Source organism: Paenibacillus sp. MAHUQ-63, from assembly GCF_028765165.1.
GTDB lineage: Bacteria > Bacillota > Bacilli > Paenibacillales > NBRC-103111 > Paenibacillus_E.
This window is the reverse complement of the sequence record NZ_JARADB010000001.1, coordinates 1,814,333-1,832,620: the sequence shown is the minus strand read 5'-3', so window position 1 is coordinate 1,832,620 and position 18,288 is coordinate 1,814,333. Positions and strand designations below refer to the sequence as shown.

Genomic DNA, 18,288 nt, shown 5'->3' with positions numbered 1-18,288 from the left:
CCACGCAGCGAAGAGAAACAGACGATAAGCAGATGGTGAAACGCTGTGACACGTCTGTTTCTTTGTGTTCGTGGGAGCGACGGATGCTAGTATTGTAATGTAAGCGCATACATAAATTGATATAAAGGGGACATGTAACTTGAATAACATACGTCGTGTGATTGCGATAATGATGTCATTGGTTTTGATGTTTGCGATGCTGCCTGCGGCATGGGCTGCGGATCCTCCTCCCATGATCAGCATTCCGGGCGGGAGTGAGTGGAAAGGCAGCGTGTTCGGAGATATAGGCGGAACGCCGACGTCAACGAATTTTGGGATTACGGAGAATGCCGGAACGGGTGCCGTTACGCTGACGGCCAAATCCGATAAAGGCAAGATTGCCTCCTCTTCGAGTGCATCCGAAGGCATCGCCTACTACTTCAAAGAAATAAGTCAGAACGATAACTTTGAACTTTCGGCCCGAGCGACAGTGAATACGTGGACGGCTAATAATCAAGTTTCTTTTGGCATCATGCTGCGAAGCAACGTTCTAGAGAATACGTCGACAAGCGGGTACACCGGTGACTATGTAGCTGTCGGCGCCCTGGACCAGAAAATGGAGGCGTTTCATAAACAAGGAGCTTTCAATGCGAGTACCAATCCTGTGAAAAAAATAACCTCGTTCACGGCGGCTCCACCGGCCAAGGACATTGCTTATCATTTAAGCATTAAGAAAACGGGCAATGTTTATCTGATCAAGATCGGGAACGAATCCACGATCATCGATCATTTTACGGGGACTCTTGCCTATGCAGGACTGTATGCGGCTAGAAACACTGTCGTCACCTTCACGGACATCACTTTCACAAAAGACTCTAGAACACCTAGCGGGCTTAAGCTCAATACGTCAGCGATGAAAACGGAGTATTACGTCAAGGATAGCTTGAACCTCACAGGTTTGAAAGTGACTGCGGTATACCCGGATCGCCATGAGGAGTTACTGTCGGCTAAGGATTACATCGTCACTGGCTTTGACAGCACGCAAGCAGGCCCCAATACCATGACCGTGCATTTTAACGGTCAGACGGCATCCGCCTCATTGGCCATCAAACCTCTAGTCGTCACCGCCATGGACATCCGTTACAAGCCGGCCCAAACCGACTACTACCTCCAGGAGTCCTTCGATCCTCAAGGATTAGTCGTGCGGGGGCAGCTCAATGGCGGAAGCGACTGGTCCGACATGGCCGATACGCAGTATACGCTCTCCATTCCGCCAGCGGCTGCAACGGTAACGGGCGCAACTTACAAATTTACGGCTGCAGGAACCCATACGGTAACCGTAAGGTCCACTGTGACATCAACGACCTATGCAACGTTTGATGTGCGAGTGAGAAGTGCCGAGCTAACGGGGCTGGAGGTCAAACAGGGGCCGCTGAAGGCGGGCTATTTCATCGGGCAGACATTCGACCCGGCCGGTTTGATCGTGGAGGCCCAATATAGCGATGGTTCCGCTGTTCGTCTGTTAAACGGCGATTATACGCTGACTGCGCCGGATATGAGCACGGCAGGTACGAAAAACATCACAATATCCTATAAAAATGTTCCGGATAAGACGGTGACATTCCCTATCACGGTAAAAGCGAAATCCATTATAGGCAGCCAAGTAACCCAATATCCGCAAACGACCTATCCGATTGGCGAGCCCTTCAACCCGGCCGGTCTGGAAGTGAAGACGGTGTATGACAGCGGAGAGACGGAACTGTTAAGTGCTGGCGACTATGCGATAGATACATCGGCTTATGACAATTCCAAGGCTGGCGTCTACGGGATCGGGATCCGTCCTGCTAGTGCAGCTATTCCGCCGACTGTACTCCAAGTGACGGTCGCCCAGCCCAGAGAGCTGGAATGGAAGACGATCCGGTTCGGACAATCGACCTCCAATACGAACAACACGGTGACGGTGAACGACGATCCATCCTTCATCAAGCTTGTCGCTTTGGAGGGCGGAGGCAAAGTAACCGGAGATCATGACGGGATCTCCTTCTATTACACGGAGCTGAACACAAAGGCGGATAACTTTGAACTCTCGGCAGATATCAAAGTGCTTGCATACGCCAAAGATCCGCACGACGGCCAGGAATCGTTCGGCCTGATGGCCAGGGATGCGATCGGCACGGCCGGCGACTCCGCTGTCTTCGCTTCCAATATAGCCGCCGTTGGCGGATACAGCGGCGGTACAACGAAGCAGAATGGCACGCAGCTGTTCGTCCGAACCGGCGTAACGGCGCCGAACGGTACGGGCAGCCAAGGCATCCAAAGCAAAATGCTGAATCCCGTGAAGCCTTCACCGGATAACACGTACCCGGCAGCCAATTATCGATTGACGCTGCGGAAGACGAATAGCGGCTTCGAAGGGCGGATCAACGATGGGATAGCGGAAAAAATTTTCGCTCCTGACATCATGACCGTTCAGGATGGCGACAACATGTACGTCGGCTTCTTCACAGCCCGGCTGGCGACGATCGAAGTGCATAATCTCCGTCTGAAAGTGACGTCAGCGCAAACCGATGCGCCGATGGAGGAGCCCGAGCAGCTTCCGGTCACGCCGAACTTGAGCTTCACCGGGCTTGCTAGTACGTCCAGCACCGCATACGCCTTAGGCGTAAAGTCGAATGTAAATGGCGTGGTGACGATCAAGCAAGGAGAGAACTACCTTGTCCGGGATGCCCAAGTGCAAGCGGGGGTTAAGCTTGTTTATAACACGACCGTTACAGCCAATACGTATACGAACTTTAGCGCAGCTTTCATTCCCGATAACACACAGAAACTAACAGGTTACGATAAAATCGTCGAGAATTTCACCGTGGATATGCATACCTTCGCGGATAACGGCGATATCTATGTCTCGCCGACGGGAACTAGCGGCGGAGACGGTACGGTCGGCAGCCCGCTTGATCTCGATACGGCCGTCGATTATGTGCAAGCAGGCCAGTCGATCATCCTGCTCGACGGCCGGTATGTACGCAGCGCCAAACTGGATATTCAGAAAGGCAATGACGGTACGGAGGCAGCTATGAAGTCGTTGATGGCGGCGCCAGGGGCGAAGCCGATTATCGATTTCGATAAGAAGTCGGAGGGCGTTGTGCTCAGCGGTAATTACTGGCATGTGAGAGGGATCGATTTCACGCGTTCCGGCGCGAATACGAAGGGCTTTACCGTAGGCGGGAGCCACAATATCGTCGAGTTGAGCAGATTTTACGAGAATGGCGACACAGGCTTGCAGATCAGCCGTACGGACGAGGCGGATACGGATATCTCGTTATGGCCCTCGTACAATTTGATTCTGAATTGCGAATCGTTCGATAATGCGGATCCGTCCAATAACAATGCCGACGGCTTTGCGGCGAAGCTGACTTCGGGCGTGGGCAATGTCTTCCGGGGCGATATTTCCCATAACAATATTGACGATGGCTGGGATCTCTACACCAAATCGGGCACGGGTGCGATCGGCCCCGTTATCATTGAGAACAGCATCGCGTACAATAATGGTACTTTGACGAACGGAGCGGTTGGTGCCGGAGATAAGAACGGCTTCAAGCTCGGCGGCGAAGGCATCCATGTGCCGCACATCATCCGGGGCAGCATCGCATTCGGGAATGGTGCGTACGGCTTCGCGAGCAACAGCAATCCGGGCGTTATCGCGGAACGTACGAACATCGGCTATAACAATGCCAAGGGGAATATGAACTTCACGACATATACGGGAATTCAGACCGATTTCCGCATCGATGGCTTTATTTCCTACCAGAAGAATTATACGGCCAAAGACACCTACCCGGCAGCGTTGAATTCGGCCTCCAACTATATGTTTAATGGGGTTAAAAGTGTCAACGCGAATGGCGTGCAGTTAAGCGACGCCAACTTCGCCAGTCTGGTTCCGGTACTTCCTTACCGGAGAGATACGAAGGGCGATATCATCTGGGGCGACTTCTTGCGCCTGGTCACTCCGGATACGTCGTCGGACTCAGGATTAGGCGGTTCGGCTTCGGGCGGCGGGGCGGCGCCAAGCAGCGCGGTTCAAGAGGTTGCAGGCGGAGTAGCCATCACAAGCGCCGTAACGGACACCGTCATAGAAGGTACCAAGGTCGCGAGAGTTGCCGTCGGTGCAGATCTGTTGATGAAGGCGATCGACCTCCTGGTCAAGAGCGATAAACAAACGATCATCGTTGATGTTCCAGGTGAGGGGCCTGCCATGGTTGATATTCCGGCAAGCAGCGCTCAGTCGGTGGCACAAACCATACCCGATGCTGAACTATCGGTTAGAGCGGGCGGTATCATCTACAATTTGCCTCTTCGCGCCCTGGATGTGAGTACGTTAGCCAAGCGTCTAGGCACAGAAGCAGCCCATGTGACCATCAGCATCACGTTGCAACAAGTAACGGGCTCAGCTGCTGACGGGATCACGGCCAGAATGAAAGAAGCCGGCGTCTCGCCTGTGGCAGCTCCGGTGGCATTCAACCTGGTGGCCGAAGGCAACGGGAAGAAGGTTGTGGTTACCGATTTCGGCAGCACATATGTGTCTCGGGTTGTGCACTTACCGGGCACGGTAGATGCGAGCCGCACCACAGCTTTATGGCTGAATCCGGCGACCGGAGAGCTGAGCTTCGTTCCGGCTGTATTCAGCACGGAGGAAGGCGGGCAATCGATCGTGACGATGAAGCGTCCGGGCAACAGCCTGTATGCGGTCGTTGCTTCCTCGCAATCCTTTGACGATTTGACAGGCCATTGGGCCAAAACGGATGTGGAGCTGCTTGCCTCCAAATTCGTCGTGAAGGGTGTGACGGCGCACACTTTCGCACCGGATGCGCCGGTTACACGGGCCGAGTTCGCCGCCCTGCTCGTGCGGGCGCTTGGCTTGAATGAATCGGCGCCCAACGGTTTCACGGATGTGCCGGCGGACAGCTGGTTCGCAGGGGCCGTTGGGGCTTCGGCGAAGGCCGGCCTCATCGAAGGCTTCGAAGACGGCTCATTCCGCCCGGGAGACCGCATCACGAGAGAGCAGATGGCGGTCATGCTCGTACGGGCGCTGGCTTTCGCCGGCGTGACGGCGGCGCCGGACCTTGCACAGCTGGCGTCATATACCGACAGCTCGAGCATTCAGGCATGGGCCCGCGCGGCCGTATCCAGTGCGGTGGGCGCAGGCCTCGTGAACGGCGTCACGAATTCGACGTTCGCGCCGGGAGCTGCTGCGACCCGCAGTGAAGCGGCGGTTATGCTGGTAAGATTGCTGAAGGCGGCGCAATTTATAAATTGAAAGAAGGACGCCCGTGAGGGCGTCCTTTTATGCTATATTATAGTAGAATATATCAAATCTAGAAATAGGAGGGTAATTTGACGAACGAAAATAATAGGATGAAAGTAGGGAATAAAGAGGCTGTGCCTCATGATGAGGCATTCAAAAAGTTATTGCAAACCTTCTTCAAGGAATTTATCGAATTGTTTTTTCCCCACCTGGATTTGCTGCTTGATCATAGTCAAACCAGATTTCTTATGCAGGAGCTTCTGGTTGATATTGTCGGTGAGGAGTCACGAAACCTTGACTTGCTGCTGGAAACCCGATACAAGGCGACTGATGCATATGTGCTGGTTCACTTTGAGCCGCAGTCTTACAAAGAGTCTGATTTCCATGAACGGATGTTCATCTATTACAGCCGTTTGTTCGAGCGCCATCGGAAAGAGCACAAGCTTATCATTCCAATCGCTATTTTTACGGGGGATGAGGCCCAAGACGAGAGAGATTCTCTGTTAATGATGATACCGGATCATGTCATTATGCAGTTTCAATTTCTGAAAGTTGAACTGCGGAGCAAGCATTGGCGGTCATTCATCGAGTCTGATAATCCGGTGGCTGCTGCGCTATTGGCCAAAATGGGATATAATAAGAAGGAAGAACGTGATGTAAGAATTGCCTATTTGAGGATGCTGCTAAGATTACAAAATAAATTGGATAGTGCCCGGTTGGCGCTCATTATGTCAGTGGCGGATTTATATTTCAAGCCCAATAAAGAAGAAGAGGAAGAAACGATATTAGCATTACTTCGCGAGCAGTATCCAGAGGAGGGAGAAGCCATTATGGAATTGATGCCTGCATGGAAACGTTGGGGATATGAGGAAGGCATGGAAGATGGGATAGAAAAGGGAATAGAGAAGGGAATCGAAAAAGGAATCGAGAAGGGGATCGAACGGGGAATTGTGCAAGGGAAAGAAGAAATCATTCGGAAATTCCTTCATAAAGGATTCTCTCCGGAGGAGATTGCCGAGACCATTGAGGTCCCCGTGGAAGAGGTTCGGAAGTTAATGAAGCAATAGGTTGAGTATGCGCGGCTGCCTCAGAAGGGCAGCTTTTTTGCTGCGCTTTTTGTATCTTCCTGCGACTTCTTCGACTCAGACAGGGAATCCCTATGCTACAATAGAATCATAGAGTAGAGTCCATAAGGTGTAAAGCCTGACATCAGGGGGATCGTAGATGAAGAGAACTTTAGTGATTAGCGATATACATGGCTGCGTCGATGAATTCAAGCAATTGCTCGAGAAAGTCGAGTTCAATGAACACGAAGACCAGCTCGTTCTGCTGGGCGATTATGTAGACCGGGGGCCGAACAGCCGGGAAACGGTCGAATATGTCATGGGGCTGGTGCGGGACAAAGGAGCGATTGCGCTCAAAGGTAACCACGACCAACGGTTCGTCGATGTGCTGGGCGAGGTAGATGCTTTGACGGAGATGAAGTTTTTTGAGCATGGCGGCATTCAAACGTTCAAAAGCTTCTGCAGCGGGGAGAATCTGGATTTGAAGCAGTCCAAAGAGCACATCAAGTCGGCATGCAGCGATCATGTATCGTTCTTGAACAGCCTCCCGCTCTACCACGAGGACGAGGGTCACATATATGTGCATGCCGGATTGAATCCGGCCTACGTCGATTGGAAAACCCAGCCGGAGCGGGATTTCCTATGGATACGGGCGCCTTTTGTCCAGCAGCGCACAGTAGTGAAGAAGACGGTTGTCTTCGGTCACACCCCGGCCAAAGATATTCACGGCAAGGCGGACGTCTGGTTCGACCGCGATAAGATCGGCATCGACGGCGGCTGCGCCTACGGCCTCCAAATCAATTGCCTTGAGATCAAGGGCAAGAATCAGTACAAGACGTACGCCGTCGCTTCCAAGGGCAGCTGGAAGTAGAGCTGCGGCATGGCTTTTAGCAAGAAACATCAAGAATCGGCAGACGGTGATGCGTACACTTGAGTAAGTGGGGGGACGTGGGAGGTGCGAACGATGAGCGCGGACTATTATGGGCAGATCCAGAAAACATTGGACTATATTGAGGAGCACCTTGCCGGGCCGTTGTCTGTGGAGGTGCTTGCTCGGGTGGCATGTTTCTCTGAATTTCATTTCCATAGAGTGTTCCAATCGATGGTGGGAGAAGCGGTGATGGACTATGTCCGCAAAAGACGGCTCGCCAGAGCAGCCTACCAAATCGCGCATTCGGATCAGAAGCTGATCGATATCGCCTTCGACCACGGGTTCCAGTCCCACGAGAATTTCACCCGGGCATTCAAGAAGGTGTTCGAGCGTACGCCGCTCGCCTATCGGAAACAAGGCATTGCGACACCGCTCTACGCCAAGGTGAATGTGCTGGGGAAGAAATTTAATCCCTATTTAGGAGGCATACGCATGGAATATCAATTAGTCACGAAGTCGGATTTCAAGCTCATTGGGTACGAATTGAGAACGACCTGCAAGGAGGGGCAAAATCACCGCGATATCCCCGCATTCTGGACGACATATCTGCAAGAGAACAAAGGAAGCCGTATCGGCAATCGCGTTCATGAGGATTCACCGGTGGAGCTGGGGATTTGCACGGATTTCAATATGGAGACCGGTGAACTGACCTATATCATCGGAATGGAAGCGACAAGCTTCGAGAATGTGGCGGAGGATTTGGTCTGCCGTGAGTTTCCGGAGGCTCATTATGCGGTGTTCACAACGCCGAAGGTGCCGGCGGAGCAGTTTTCGGCGTCTATTCAGAGCACGTGGAAATCGATTTTCGAGGAATGGTTCCCTCATTCGGGGATGGAACATGCAGGAGGCGTAGAATTTGAGTTGTACGATGAGCGCTGCCACACTGCCCTGCATGAGCTCGTGCAGATGGACATCTACATTCCAGTGAAGCCTAAATAACAGCTTGTAAACAAATATCCATCTTTTGTAATCAAAATGCAATCTTGTTTTCAGCTTCATTTAAGGTTCGGGGCCTATAATGAAATTCGACCCCCTTTTAATATATATATACCTTAAGACCCGCAGCCCGTTGCTGTGGGTCTCTTTTTGTCAAAATAGTTAGAACGACACAGCCAAATAACTAAGCGACCCGAGCTCATAGCTGCGGTGAATAACTTGCGGCTTGCGAGCCGGGTCACCGCTGCCCATCGCGATATAGAGCGGAATGAAATGCTCGGGCCTCGGCACGGCGAGGCGTGCATGGGGAGCTTCCGCGGCGTAGTTGAATAAGGCCTCCAGGTTTCGCTCCTGCATGTTGTTCACGAGCCAATCGTCGAAAGCGACCGCCCAGGCGTCTGGTTCCGCCGCTTCCCAGTTGAGCGCACGCAGGTTGTGAACGGTCGCGCCGCTTCCGACGATCAGAATGTCCTCCTGATCGAGGCCGCGCAGCGCTTCTCCGATGCGGTACTGCTCTGCAGGAGGGAGGTAAGGATGGACCGACACTTGAATGACCGGGCAGACGGGTGTAGGGAACATGCGCAGCAGCGGTACCCAGGAGCCGTGGTCCAGTCCCCGCTGGGTATCCAGATTCACCTGTATGCCGCTCGCTTGGAACCGTTCGGCAAGCTGGCCGGCGATCGCTTTGCTGCCTTTGGCCCCATATTTAATCTGGAACAGCTCCTTCGGGAACCCGCCGAAATCATAGATGGTCTCATACTCATCATCGGTAGAAGAAATGGTTAGAACTTCGGTCTCCCAATGGGCTGTGAAGATAACGATAGCTTTGGGGGAAACGCTGCGGCCATACTCGGATAGGAACTCGGTGCATGCTGTATGCTGAATAGCCATCATGGGGGAGCCATGACCTATGAAAATCGGTGAAATCATTCGAATTCGCTCCTTTTTAGTTACATTTAATAACTTAGTTACTTTATGTAACTAATAGTAAGCTATTATGGGGTGTGGGTCAAGTAAGTAATTTACTTTTTGTAAGAGGTCATACCCCTTGGATCGCTTCATCCTATTATCTCCGTTTCTCACGGCAAGTACGCAAAGGTGGGTATACGAAGTCATTTGCTTACAACAAGAAAACCTGGCCCCATAAGGCCAGGTTCTCATGAATCCTGTTTCGCAGGATCAACTAACTCCAGCGGGGAGAACGCATTCCCGCCATTCTCGTCGTCGGACTCCACGAATCTTTTCAATGCGTTTAATTTGTTTTCCCAATAACGCTCATAATAGGAAAGCCAACGCTTCAGCTCCAGCAAGGGCTCGGCCTCCAGCCTGTAGCGAGTCTCGCGTCCGACCTTCCGCTCCTTCACCAAACCCGCGTCGGCCAGGATGCGCAGATGCTTGGACACCGCGGTGCGGCTCATGGGGAAATGGCCGGAAATCACGGTAACGGGAAGCTCCTGTTCATGCAGCATCTTCAACACCTGACGCCGCGTCGGATCGGCAATCGCTTGAAACACGTCATGTTTCTGCGATGGAATAGGCATGTTAGGCCTCTACGTAAGCGCTCAGCTTCTTCACGATGCTTGCCCAGCCGTTAGACATCGTCTCGCGAACAGCCGTGTGCGGTTGGCCGAATTCCGTCACCTTATCGATATCCCAGCCGGAGTGGATGAGAGTGAATTCCGTCCGGCCATCGAGATCCTTCAATTCGAACGTCAGCGACCAATCCTTGCCCCAGGAGAAGGAAAGGCGGTTCGGAGGCGTGATGTCCGTCACTGTACACGGGGATTTGCCGAAAGGACCGGCTTCCAGATGAAACTCGTAGCCGGTTTCCGGCTTGAAGTTGTTCGGCATGAACCATGCCGCGATGCCTTCGGATGTAGCGACGGCATTCCATACTTTCTGAATCGGCGCACTGAATACAAGAGTTTGCCGAATATCCGGCAATGTGTTTGTCTGATTTGCCATAATTGAGATGACCTCCAATGAATGTTCTTGCCAATTGTGAAACCAAATGGTTGCATAACAAATTATACGAAACCTTTTGGTTTCATGTCAAGCGATTGCCCCGACGCTGCTCGTGCCAGCATATTTATAAATTTTCCTTTTTATATAATGGGACTTTATAATGTAGGTATATCAAGTTTGTGAAGGGGATCGGCAAATGTATCTTAGGAAGGTAACCGTGCTGAAGAAGGACATGCCCAATCATCGGTCATATCCGTTCTCGCTGCCCCTCGTGCAGAAGTTGGAATCCTTGGAGCTCCGGAGCAGCGTAACTTTCTTCGTAGGGGAGAATGGGTCGGGCAAATCGACGCTGCTAGAAGCTATCGCTTATCAATGCGGGTTCCATACGGCAGGCGGGGGAAGAAACAATGCTTATTTCGTCGAATCATCAGAAGCGGCGCTGGGGAATTACATTCGGCTATCGTGGCTGCCCAAGGTAACCAGCGGCTTCTTCTTGAGAGCGGAATCGTTCTTTGAGTTTGCGACGCACATCGATCAAATCGGACGGTACGATGCCTACGGTGGCCGTTCGCTGCACAGCCAATCTCATGGCGAGTCGTTCCTGAATCTGTTTAAACACCGCTTCCAAGAGAAGGGGATTTATTTACTGGACGAACCCGAGGCCGCGCTGTCGCCTTCCAGACAGCTCTCCTTGCTGCGGATTATTAAAGATTTGTCAGGCTACTCGCAGTTTATTATTGCCACTCATTCGCCGATCCTCATGGGTTACCCGGATGCCGAGATTTTGAGTTTTGACAACGACACGATCTCGCCGATGGCCTATGAGGATACGGACCATTATCAGGTTACAAGAAGATTCCTGGAGAACAGGAAGAGCATGCTTCGGTATCTGTTTGACGATAGGGAAGACGATGAGCAGGAAGAAGGATAAAATCCTGTATACCAAATACATATTTATCCTTCCACTCGCAAATGAAATCTGTTAAAATAACACTGAAATCGCTTACAGTTTCTATCAGGAATGTGAGCTAATCTGAATATGTTGAGGTGAGAAGGACATAAGCTCATAACGGACAGCAGGCATTCAACATGAAAATCGGCAAAATTGAAGCTTTTGTTAGCAGCGCTTAATACTGTGTCATGTTTTATCACGCATCATCCGCCAGATACATCTTTTCAGGGCCTATTTTTAGAATATTTTTGTATACAATGTACCGAATATCTATTCACAAGGCAGAAAATAGGGTATAATTTTCATCGATGGTCAAAAATGTTGAAAATGGGGGATGCGGATGATTACCTTATCACATGTAATGTATGCTTTAGTGACATTAAGTGTTATTGTCGTTATGCTTTTGAAACGAGGAGTCGTCATTCCCACATTAATCGGTACCTTCTTAATCGGATGGATTTACAAGGGGGATGTGATCAGCGGATTCAAAGCGGTGTACAATGCCAATCTCACTGCTGCCAAAGAGTTATTCACGATTTTCTTGATTATTACGTTTATGGTTGCTCTGCTTTCTTCCCTCAGGGATATCGGAGCAGACAAGCGCATGATTCAACCTATTCAGAAGTTAATGGTCAACGGTCACATCGCTTACATTGTTCTGGCAGTCGTTACATATGTGATTTCTCTGTTCTTCTGGCCGACGCCTGCGGTTCCGCTAATCGGAGCGCTGCTCATTCCGGCGGCCATCCGGGCGGGCTTGCCGGCCATGGGGGCGGGGATGGCGATTGCTATAGCCGGGCAGGGGATGGCGTTGTCCTCGGACTATGTCATGCAGGTCGCGCCGATGCTTAGCGCCAAAGGCGCTGGCGTCGATACCGCCGCGGTAGCCGACAAAGCGATGGTCCTGTCGCTGATCACAGGCGGAGTATCGCTTGTTGGCGCTTACCTGATGAACAGGAAGGCGATCCGCAAGCCTGAGCAGATCTCGCCGGAGGCGCGGAATAACGTACAAGCTCTCCGCAGCGTACAGACGGCTGCCGAGTTTCCTGAAGCGGCGGCAACGGTGGAGACGCTCAGTCCTGCGGTCGTGCGATGGTCCAAAATATTCGCGGTCCTCGTGCCGCTTTCCATGCTTGCCGTTATGGTTGTCATGATCATGAGCAAGATGGGCCATGAAGGCATGAGCGGCTTCGAAGGCGGTGACGGTGCGGCGTTTATCGGCGGTGTAGCCGTCATCTTGTTAATCCTGTCCTGCACCCTATTCTCCAAGGTGCAAGCACTGGATAAGATCAGCGAGCATTTGACGGAAGGCTTCGTCTTCGCGTTCAAGGCGATGGGACCGGTCATTCCGATCGCAGGCTTCTTCTTCCTCGGGAATGAAGATTTCTCGAAGAGCATCCTTTCTCTGGGCGAAGGGGATAAAGCTCCCGCCATTCTCTATGATCTGGTCATGTCCGTCCAGCACTTGATTCCATCCAGCAGCATCCTGACTTCGTTCGGCTTGCTGATCATGGGCATCATCGCCGGTTTGGAAGGATCGGGCTTCTCCGGACTTCCGCTCACTGGATCGCTCTCCGGTGCATTGGCGCCTGCCGTAGGGATGGAGCCGTCCACACTGGCCGCGATCGGTCAGATGGGCTCGGTATGGTCCGGCGGCGGTACGCTCATCGCCTGGTCGTCGCTCGTGGCGGTTGCCGGCTTCGCCGGCGTCTCGGCGATCGAGCTCGCACGTAAAAATTTCCTGCCCGTAATCATCGGTCTAAGTGTTTCAACGATCGTTGCCGTTATCATTTGGTGATAATAAAGAAGAGCGCCCGGCCATTTACGTCGCAGACGATAGATGGTCAGGCGCTTCATTAGCAACATCCGGAACCGGCAGCAGCCCGGGGATGATGTCTTGACACGATTTGACGAGAATCCGGCTGATTACGGCCGACATCTCATTCACGAACGTAAGACTCGTATGCTCCATGACTTTATGGTTGAGCAGGCTGTGATTGTTAATAATTCCTTTCACATGAATGTGTCCGATCGGCGGAAGTTCTTTGTCCATCGAGATACCGGGCTGCAGCGGCTCCTCCACCAGCTGAAGCGTTCCGATCTTATAGAACTGGCCCAAGGCGGCATCGACGGCAATCATGTAAGCTTGTTTGTGCGTTTTGCTAATATGTGCAATTGTTTTTTGCAAATTAAGGGCGTGCACAGGCTGGTCCAGCGTTCCATACAAGTGAACGTGCCGATGGCCTTCGAATCGTTCGGATAACCGCGTCCCGACCATCGGGCCGAGTGAATCCCACGTATAACGGTTCGTACCGACGCAGATAATGACAATTTCCGTGAATTTCGGTGTCGCATAATAATGGTTCGTTAAAGCTTCGGACAAGTAAGCGACAGATTTCTTATCCAGGTAATGAATATGGCGCATCATGAGGTCTAATCACCACGCTTTCTGTAAGTAATATACTCGGCAAACCTGTAAAATATTAGAGGATCTCCGCAAATGAAAAAATCATAAATCAGGCCATACCCAAATATAATTTGGTATACAATATACAATGGTAGTCATGAAGGAGAGTGGAAGTATGTCGAATGCCTATATTTTAACACAAATGACATGGCCAGAGGTAGAAGAAGCGCTCAAAACCGTCAAAATTGCTATCATTCCGCTTGGAGCTCATGAGCAGCACGGACCCCATATGGTGGAAAGCTGCGACGCCGTCCTTGCCGAAGAAATGGGCAAGAGGCTGGCAGCCAAGCTGTATCCGCAGGCTCTGGTAACGCCTACGATTAATATGGGAGTCTCGCCGCACCATCTTCATTTCCCAGGGACCATTTCGTTGGAGCCGTCAACGGTTATTGCCATTCTGCGCGATATGATCAAATCGTTAAAAAGCCAAGGCATCGATAAATTTCTCGTCATCAACTCGCATGGCGGCAACCAAGCGACATTAGGCGTCGCTGCGGATACGCTTACAGCGGAGCTGGGCGTCTCTTTATTTTACGCGAAAACAACCGCCTCCGCCAAAGACGTGATGGATCGACGCATCACATCCAAGCTCTATGGGCACAGCTGCGACCGTGAGGTATCCGAAGCGATGTATTTGGCGCCGCATCTGGTCCGGACGGAATTGCTGGAGAAAGGGGATATTCAAGAGGGAAGATGGCGCAAGCTTCGCCCCGGCAGTCCGATTCAAGGCTTCTATTATTATGAAGAAATGACCCGTAACGGCTGCATCGGCGATGCGACCCAGGCAAGCCGGGAGATCGGAGAGGAGATTGTTGAGACGGCTCTGGATCGGTTGACGCAAGCTGTCAGAGACATGATATAACCCTATGAAGCAAGCACTTTCCCTTGCAGCTGTCGCAACCTATCTGATTTCGCAGATTTATCCCGCCGACTGGCTTACCTGGGCTCAATCCGTGCTTAGTCTGGTCATTATCTTCACGGTGTTCCGTTCGGTCAAGCCGTTCGTCCGCATCCTGGGGGCAGCGTTCATAGGCGTTGGCGTTATCCTTCTTGCGGCCAATGGGGCTTCATGGACGAGTTACATACTTGGGTTCGGCAGCATGCTGGGTGTCTTAAGCTTATTCGTATTAATCCCGATGATCGCTCTTCCGATTGAACTGGGGCAGTATGCGGTTAGCATTCAATCGATGCTGTACAGCAAGGTGAAGCATTCAGGCGTGCTGTATTGCATTACCTCCTTATTGTCGTACGTGATGAGCTCCTTTATGAATTTGGCTACGCTGCCCATGGTATACCACAGCATACAGCCCTCTTTGCAATATTATCCGATCATGCATAAGGAGCGGTTCATTAGCCGTGCCATCACTCACGGGTACAGTATGCCGATATTGTGGACGCCTGTCGCACCGATCGTAGGGATCATCGTCGAGATGACCGGCGTAAGCTGGAGCTCTATTCTGCCCATTGTCATTCCGTTCAGCTTGCTTGGGCTTGCTTTGGATTGGTTCATGGCGGTCTGGGTCGCCAGCCGCAGGCTGAAGAAGCTGAGCTTGAACACGCTCGAGGAAATATCGGCCGCCAGGGAAAACGCGGGGGGGCATCAAGGAGAGTGCTCCGATGAGAGGAAGGGGCATCATCCGGGGCAGATCGTTGCCGCCGTTCTCGCCCTGAACCTGCTTGTCTTTGTGCTGGAGCCTTTGACGCATATGAGCTTTCTGCTGCTCGTCTCCATCATCGTGATTCCGTTCGCCTATGCGTGGTCCCTCGTGCTGGGGAAGGGGAAAGCGTTTCTAGCCAAGAGCAGGACCTTACTGCCGTCCCACGTGCTGAAAATGAAGGATCAGTTCGTCGTCTTCCTGAGCGCCGGCTTTATGATTTTCGCTATGAAATCAACCGGAAGCACGCATGCCATCAATGAAGGCATTATGGCTGTCCAGCATGTTCTCGGATCCGACCTGTTTCTGCTTATCATCCCGCTGATTCCGCTCACGTTGGCTTTTATCGGGCTGCATCCGGCGGTAGGACTCGCGCTGGCGGCGGAATCCTTGAATCCGCAGGCATTGGGCATTTCCGTGCAGTTAATGGCTATCGCCATGCTGACAGGGGCTTCCACCGCATTCTTAATGGGGCCTTATAACGCTACCGCAGGGATGATGTCCAGTCTGATCGGCAAGAGCGCGTATAAAGTATCTAACTGGAATGCGCCGTTTACAATAGCCTATTTGCTACTGTCCATGCTGCTGTTATTGATTCTAAAAAAAGTGGGTTGACAGTTTAGCCCAAACTAAGTCATAATAAACCCAAGATAAATTTTTGGTATACCATATACCAAATACCAAATAACCAAAAAGCTCATCTACTACAACACTTTACATTTTGAGAGGAGAGTTTTATATGACAGCAACAGCATCTGAATCCCGTTTGATGAACAAAGAGGAATTCCGCCATGCACTCGAGCAAGCAATCGAAGGTAACGCCGTCGCGAAAGCTCCTTTTACAACAATGTGGGCGAACGGCGAACTGAAGAAAGAGCATTTTGCCAGATGGGTGGAACAGCATTACGCCTATGTAGGTCCTTTCGCCGAGTATCTGGCCTACATCTATGCCAACTGTCCGCATGAAGATGCAAGAGACTTCATCCTCCAGAATATGTGGGAAGAAGAGCTTGGCGGTGACCGTCATACCGATCTGTTAATCCGCTTCGGCGAAGCTTGCGGGACGACGCGCGAACGTATTGAATCGATGGATCATTTGCTTCCCGAAACAATCGGTTTGCAATCGTGGTGCTACCGCATGGCGTTCAAGGAGAACTTTCTGTTCGCAACGGCTGCCCTGGTTGTGGGACTGGAATCCCAAGTGCCTGCCATCTATCGCAGACAAACGCCGACACTTCGCAATCACTACGGCTTCACCGATGAAGAAGTGGAATTCTTCGATCTACATATCGTATCCGACGAGATTCACGGCGAGCGCGGCTACCAAATCGTACTCGAATATGCGAGAACGGCGGAAGATCAACAACGCTGCATCCAGATCGTCGAAGAAGCTACGAAAATGCGCAGAATGTACATCGCTGCCATCTCACGCGAGTTTTGCCTGGAATAGTCCTCATACCTCATACCATACATGTTCATAGAAAAAAGATGTCTGCACGGTTCCCGGGAAGTCCGATTCTCGGGAATTGTTTCTAACTTGCAGGGGAAAGGGGAATGGCATGACAGCGACGGAGACGGCAGTTCAAACTTATAAAAATCTGATTAACGGGGAATGGGTAGAGGCGGCAAGCGGTGAAACCTTTACAACTGTGAACCCCGCTAATGTCAAAGACATTGTGGGGCGGTTTCAGGCATCGGCGGAAGCGGATGTCATCCAGGCGATGGAAGCCGCTCAGCAAGCTTTCGCAGCGTGGCGTCAGGTTCCTCCAACGAAGAGAGCCGAGATTCTGTATCGGGCGGCCGATTTGCTCGAGGCAGGTTTAGAGCAGTACGCGGAAGAGCTGACCCGCGAGGAAGGGAAGACCATCGCAAGCTCCCGGATGGAGGTCAAACGTTCCGCACAAACCTTGCGATACTACGCCTCCGAAGGATTGAACGTTGCCGGTGAAACCCTCCCATCCGATGACGCTACGACGTTCGTATACACGCGCAAGGAACCGCTCGGCGTTATCTCGGTCATCACACCGTGGAACTTCCCGATCTCGATTCCGGTACGCAAGATTGCGCCGGCACTCGTCACAGGCAACACGGTGGTATTCAAGCCGGCATCGAACACACCGCTGATCGCTTACCGCCTGGTGGAGGCGCTGCATCAAGCCGGACTTCCGGCCGGTGTCCTCAACTTCGTCACAGGCTCCGCCTCGAAGACCGGTACCCCGCTGGTCACGCATCCTGCGGTCAAAGCCGTTACCTTTACGGGTTCGACGGGCGCAGGGGAGAAGATCAACCGCCAAGTGCGGTTATCAACGCGCGTTCAGCTCGAGCTGGGCGGGAAGAATCCGCTGATCGTCATGGAGGACGCGGATCTGGATTACGCCGCAGGGCTTGCCGTGAAGGGCGGCTTCGAGCTGACGGGCCAAGCCTGCACGGGCACGAGCCGGGTTGTCGTCATGGACGCCGTGCATGACGCGTTCGTCCGGAAGCTGGTGGAGAAGACTCGGCAGCTGACGGTTGGCAACGGCCTCGCCAAAGGCGTGGAGGTCGGACCGATGGCGAATGAAAGCCAGCTGCGGAATGTGCTGGATTACGTCGCAATCGGCCAAGCCGAAGGCGCGGAGCTCGTCATTGGCGGCGAACAGCTGACCGAAGGCGAATACGCGAACGGCTATTATGTGACTCCTGCCGTGTTCACAGGCGTAGCGCCTGATATGCGGATTGCCCAGGAGGAGATCTTCGGTCCGGTCATTTCCGTGATTCGCGTGGCGAGCTTCCAAGAAGCGATGGACGTTGCGAACGATGTGGAGTTCGGTCTGTCGGCTGCGATCTGCACATCCGAGGCCGGCCAAATTCAGCATTTTATCCAAAACATCGAAACCGGCATGGTGAAAATCAACCGTCCGACGACCGGTAATGCCTACAATGCGCCGTTCGGCGGTATGAAAATGTCCAGCACGGCAACGTACCGTGAATCCGGTCGCGCAGCGTTAGATTTCTATACGCAAATCAAAACCGTATACCACGGCATATAAACCATAGA

At 52.2% G+C, this 18,288-nt stretch carries 14 protein-coding genes; 10 read left to right on the top strand and 4 right to left on the bottom strand.

What is annotated here, in order from left to right; translation table 11 throughout:
• The first annotated feature begins 139 nt into the window (after positions 1 to 139).
• From PUT07_RS07990 to PUT07_RS07975, 4 genes are all read left to right on the top strand, one after another.
• Entirely contained in the window at positions 140 to 5,293 is a 5,154-nt protein-coding gene (locus tag PUT07_RS07990; RefSeq protein ID WP_274467319.1) for a bacterial Ig-like domain-containing protein, read from the top strand.
• Between the two features lie 77 nt (positions 5,294 to 5,370).
• Positions 5,371 to 6,348 carry an Rpn family recombination-promoting nuclease/putative transposase gene (locus tag PUT07_RS07985; RefSeq protein ID WP_274467318.1) on the top strand — a complete coding sequence of 326 codons (978 nt, stop codon included), beginning with the start codon at positions 5,371 to 5,373 and terminating at the stop codon, positions 6,346 to 6,348.
• A 157-nt stretch (positions 6,349 to 6,505) separates the two neighbouring features.
• Positions 6,506 to 7,216 (top strand): metallophosphoesterase family protein, encoded by a 711-nt coding sequence (locus tag PUT07_RS07980; RefSeq protein ID WP_274467317.1) that lies wholly within the window; start codon positions 6,506 to 6,508, stop codon positions 7,214 to 7,216.
• A 93-nt stretch (positions 7,217 to 7,309) separates the two neighbouring features.
• Positions 7,310 to 8,215: an AraC family transcriptional regulator gene (locus PUT07_RS07975; RefSeq protein ID WP_274467316.1), complete on the top strand. Its 906-nt coding sequence runs from the start codon at positions 7,310 to 7,312 to the stop codon at positions 8,213 to 8,215.
• 159 nt (positions 8,216 to 8,374) lie between these two features.
• Here PUT07_RS07975 and PUT07_RS07970 read toward each other — a convergent pair whose 3' ends face one another.
• The 3 genes from PUT07_RS07970 to PUT07_RS07960 all read right to left on the bottom strand — a co-directional run bounded on the left by PUT07_RS07970 (position 8,375) and on the right by PUT07_RS07960 (position 10,177).
• Positions 8,375 to 9,142, bottom strand: a complete 768-nt coding sequence (locus PUT07_RS07970; protein ID WP_274467315.1) for a DODA-type extradiol aromatic ring-opening family dioxygenase — start codon at positions 9,140 to 9,142, stop codon at positions 8,375 to 8,377.
• A gap of 227 nt (positions 9,143 to 9,369) precedes the next feature.
• Entirely contained in the window at positions 9,370 to 9,753 is a 384-nt protein-coding gene (locus tag PUT07_RS07965) for an ArsR/SmtB family transcription factor (protein WP_274467314.1), read from the bottom strand.
• Between the two features lies 1 nt (position 9,754).
• Positions 9,755 to 10,177 carry an SRPBCC family protein gene (locus PUT07_RS07960; RefSeq protein WP_274467313.1) on the bottom strand — a complete coding sequence of 141 codons (423 nt, stop codon included), beginning with the start codon at positions 10,175 to 10,177 and terminating at the stop codon, positions 9,755 to 9,757.
• Positions 10,178 to 10,373: 196 nt separating this feature from the next.
• Here PUT07_RS07960 and PUT07_RS07955 point away from each other — a divergent pair, with 196 nt between their 5' ends.
• Entirely contained in the window at positions 10,374 to 11,108 is a 735-nt protein-coding gene (locus tag PUT07_RS07955) for an AAA family ATPase (RefSeq protein ID WP_274467312.1), read from the top strand.
• Positions 11,109 to 11,463: 355 nt separating this feature from the next.
• Entirely contained in the window at positions 11,464 to 12,927 is a 1,464-nt protein-coding gene (locus tag PUT07_RS07950; RefSeq protein ID WP_274467310.1) for a hypothetical protein, read from the top strand.
• Positions 12,928 to 12,951: 24 nt separating this feature from the next.
• Here PUT07_RS07950 and yyaC read toward each other — a convergent pair whose 3' ends face one another.
• Complete coding sequence (gene yyaC / locus PUT07_RS07945; RefSeq protein WP_274467308.1) at positions 12,952 to 13,557, bottom strand: spore protease YyaC; 606 nt, start codon at positions 13,555 to 13,557, stop codon at positions 12,952 to 12,954.
• A 154-nt stretch (positions 13,558 to 13,711) separates the two neighbouring features.
• On the opposite strand from yyaC, the gene PUT07_RS07940 reads away from it, so the two are divergent.
• The 4 genes from PUT07_RS07940 to PUT07_RS07925 all read left to right on the top strand — a co-directional run bounded on the left by PUT07_RS07940 (position 13,712) and on the right by PUT07_RS07925 (position 18,280).
• Positions 13,712 to 14,458 (top strand): creatininase family protein, encoded by a 747-nt coding sequence (locus PUT07_RS07940; RefSeq protein ID WP_274467306.1) that lies wholly within the window; start codon positions 13,712 to 13,714, stop codon positions 14,456 to 14,458.
• 4 nt (positions 14,459 to 14,462) lie between these two features.
• A complete protein-coding gene (locus PUT07_RS07935) occupies positions 14,463 to 15,866 on the top strand; it encodes a hypothetical protein (RefSeq protein WP_274467305.1) in 1,404 nt (467 codons plus the stop codon).
• Between the two features lie 124 nt (positions 15,867 to 15,990).
• Positions 15,991 to 16,701 (top strand): TenA family transcriptional regulator, encoded by a 711-nt coding sequence (locus tag PUT07_RS07930; protein WP_274467304.1) that lies wholly within the window; start codon positions 15,991 to 15,993, stop codon positions 16,699 to 16,701.
• Positions 16,702 to 16,810: 109 nt separating this feature from the next.
• A complete protein-coding gene (locus PUT07_RS07925; protein ID WP_274467303.1) occupies positions 16,811 to 18,280 on the top strand; it encodes an aldehyde dehydrogenase family protein in 1,470 nt (489 codons plus the stop codon).
• Positions 18,281 to 18,288 lie beyond the last annotated feature (8 nt).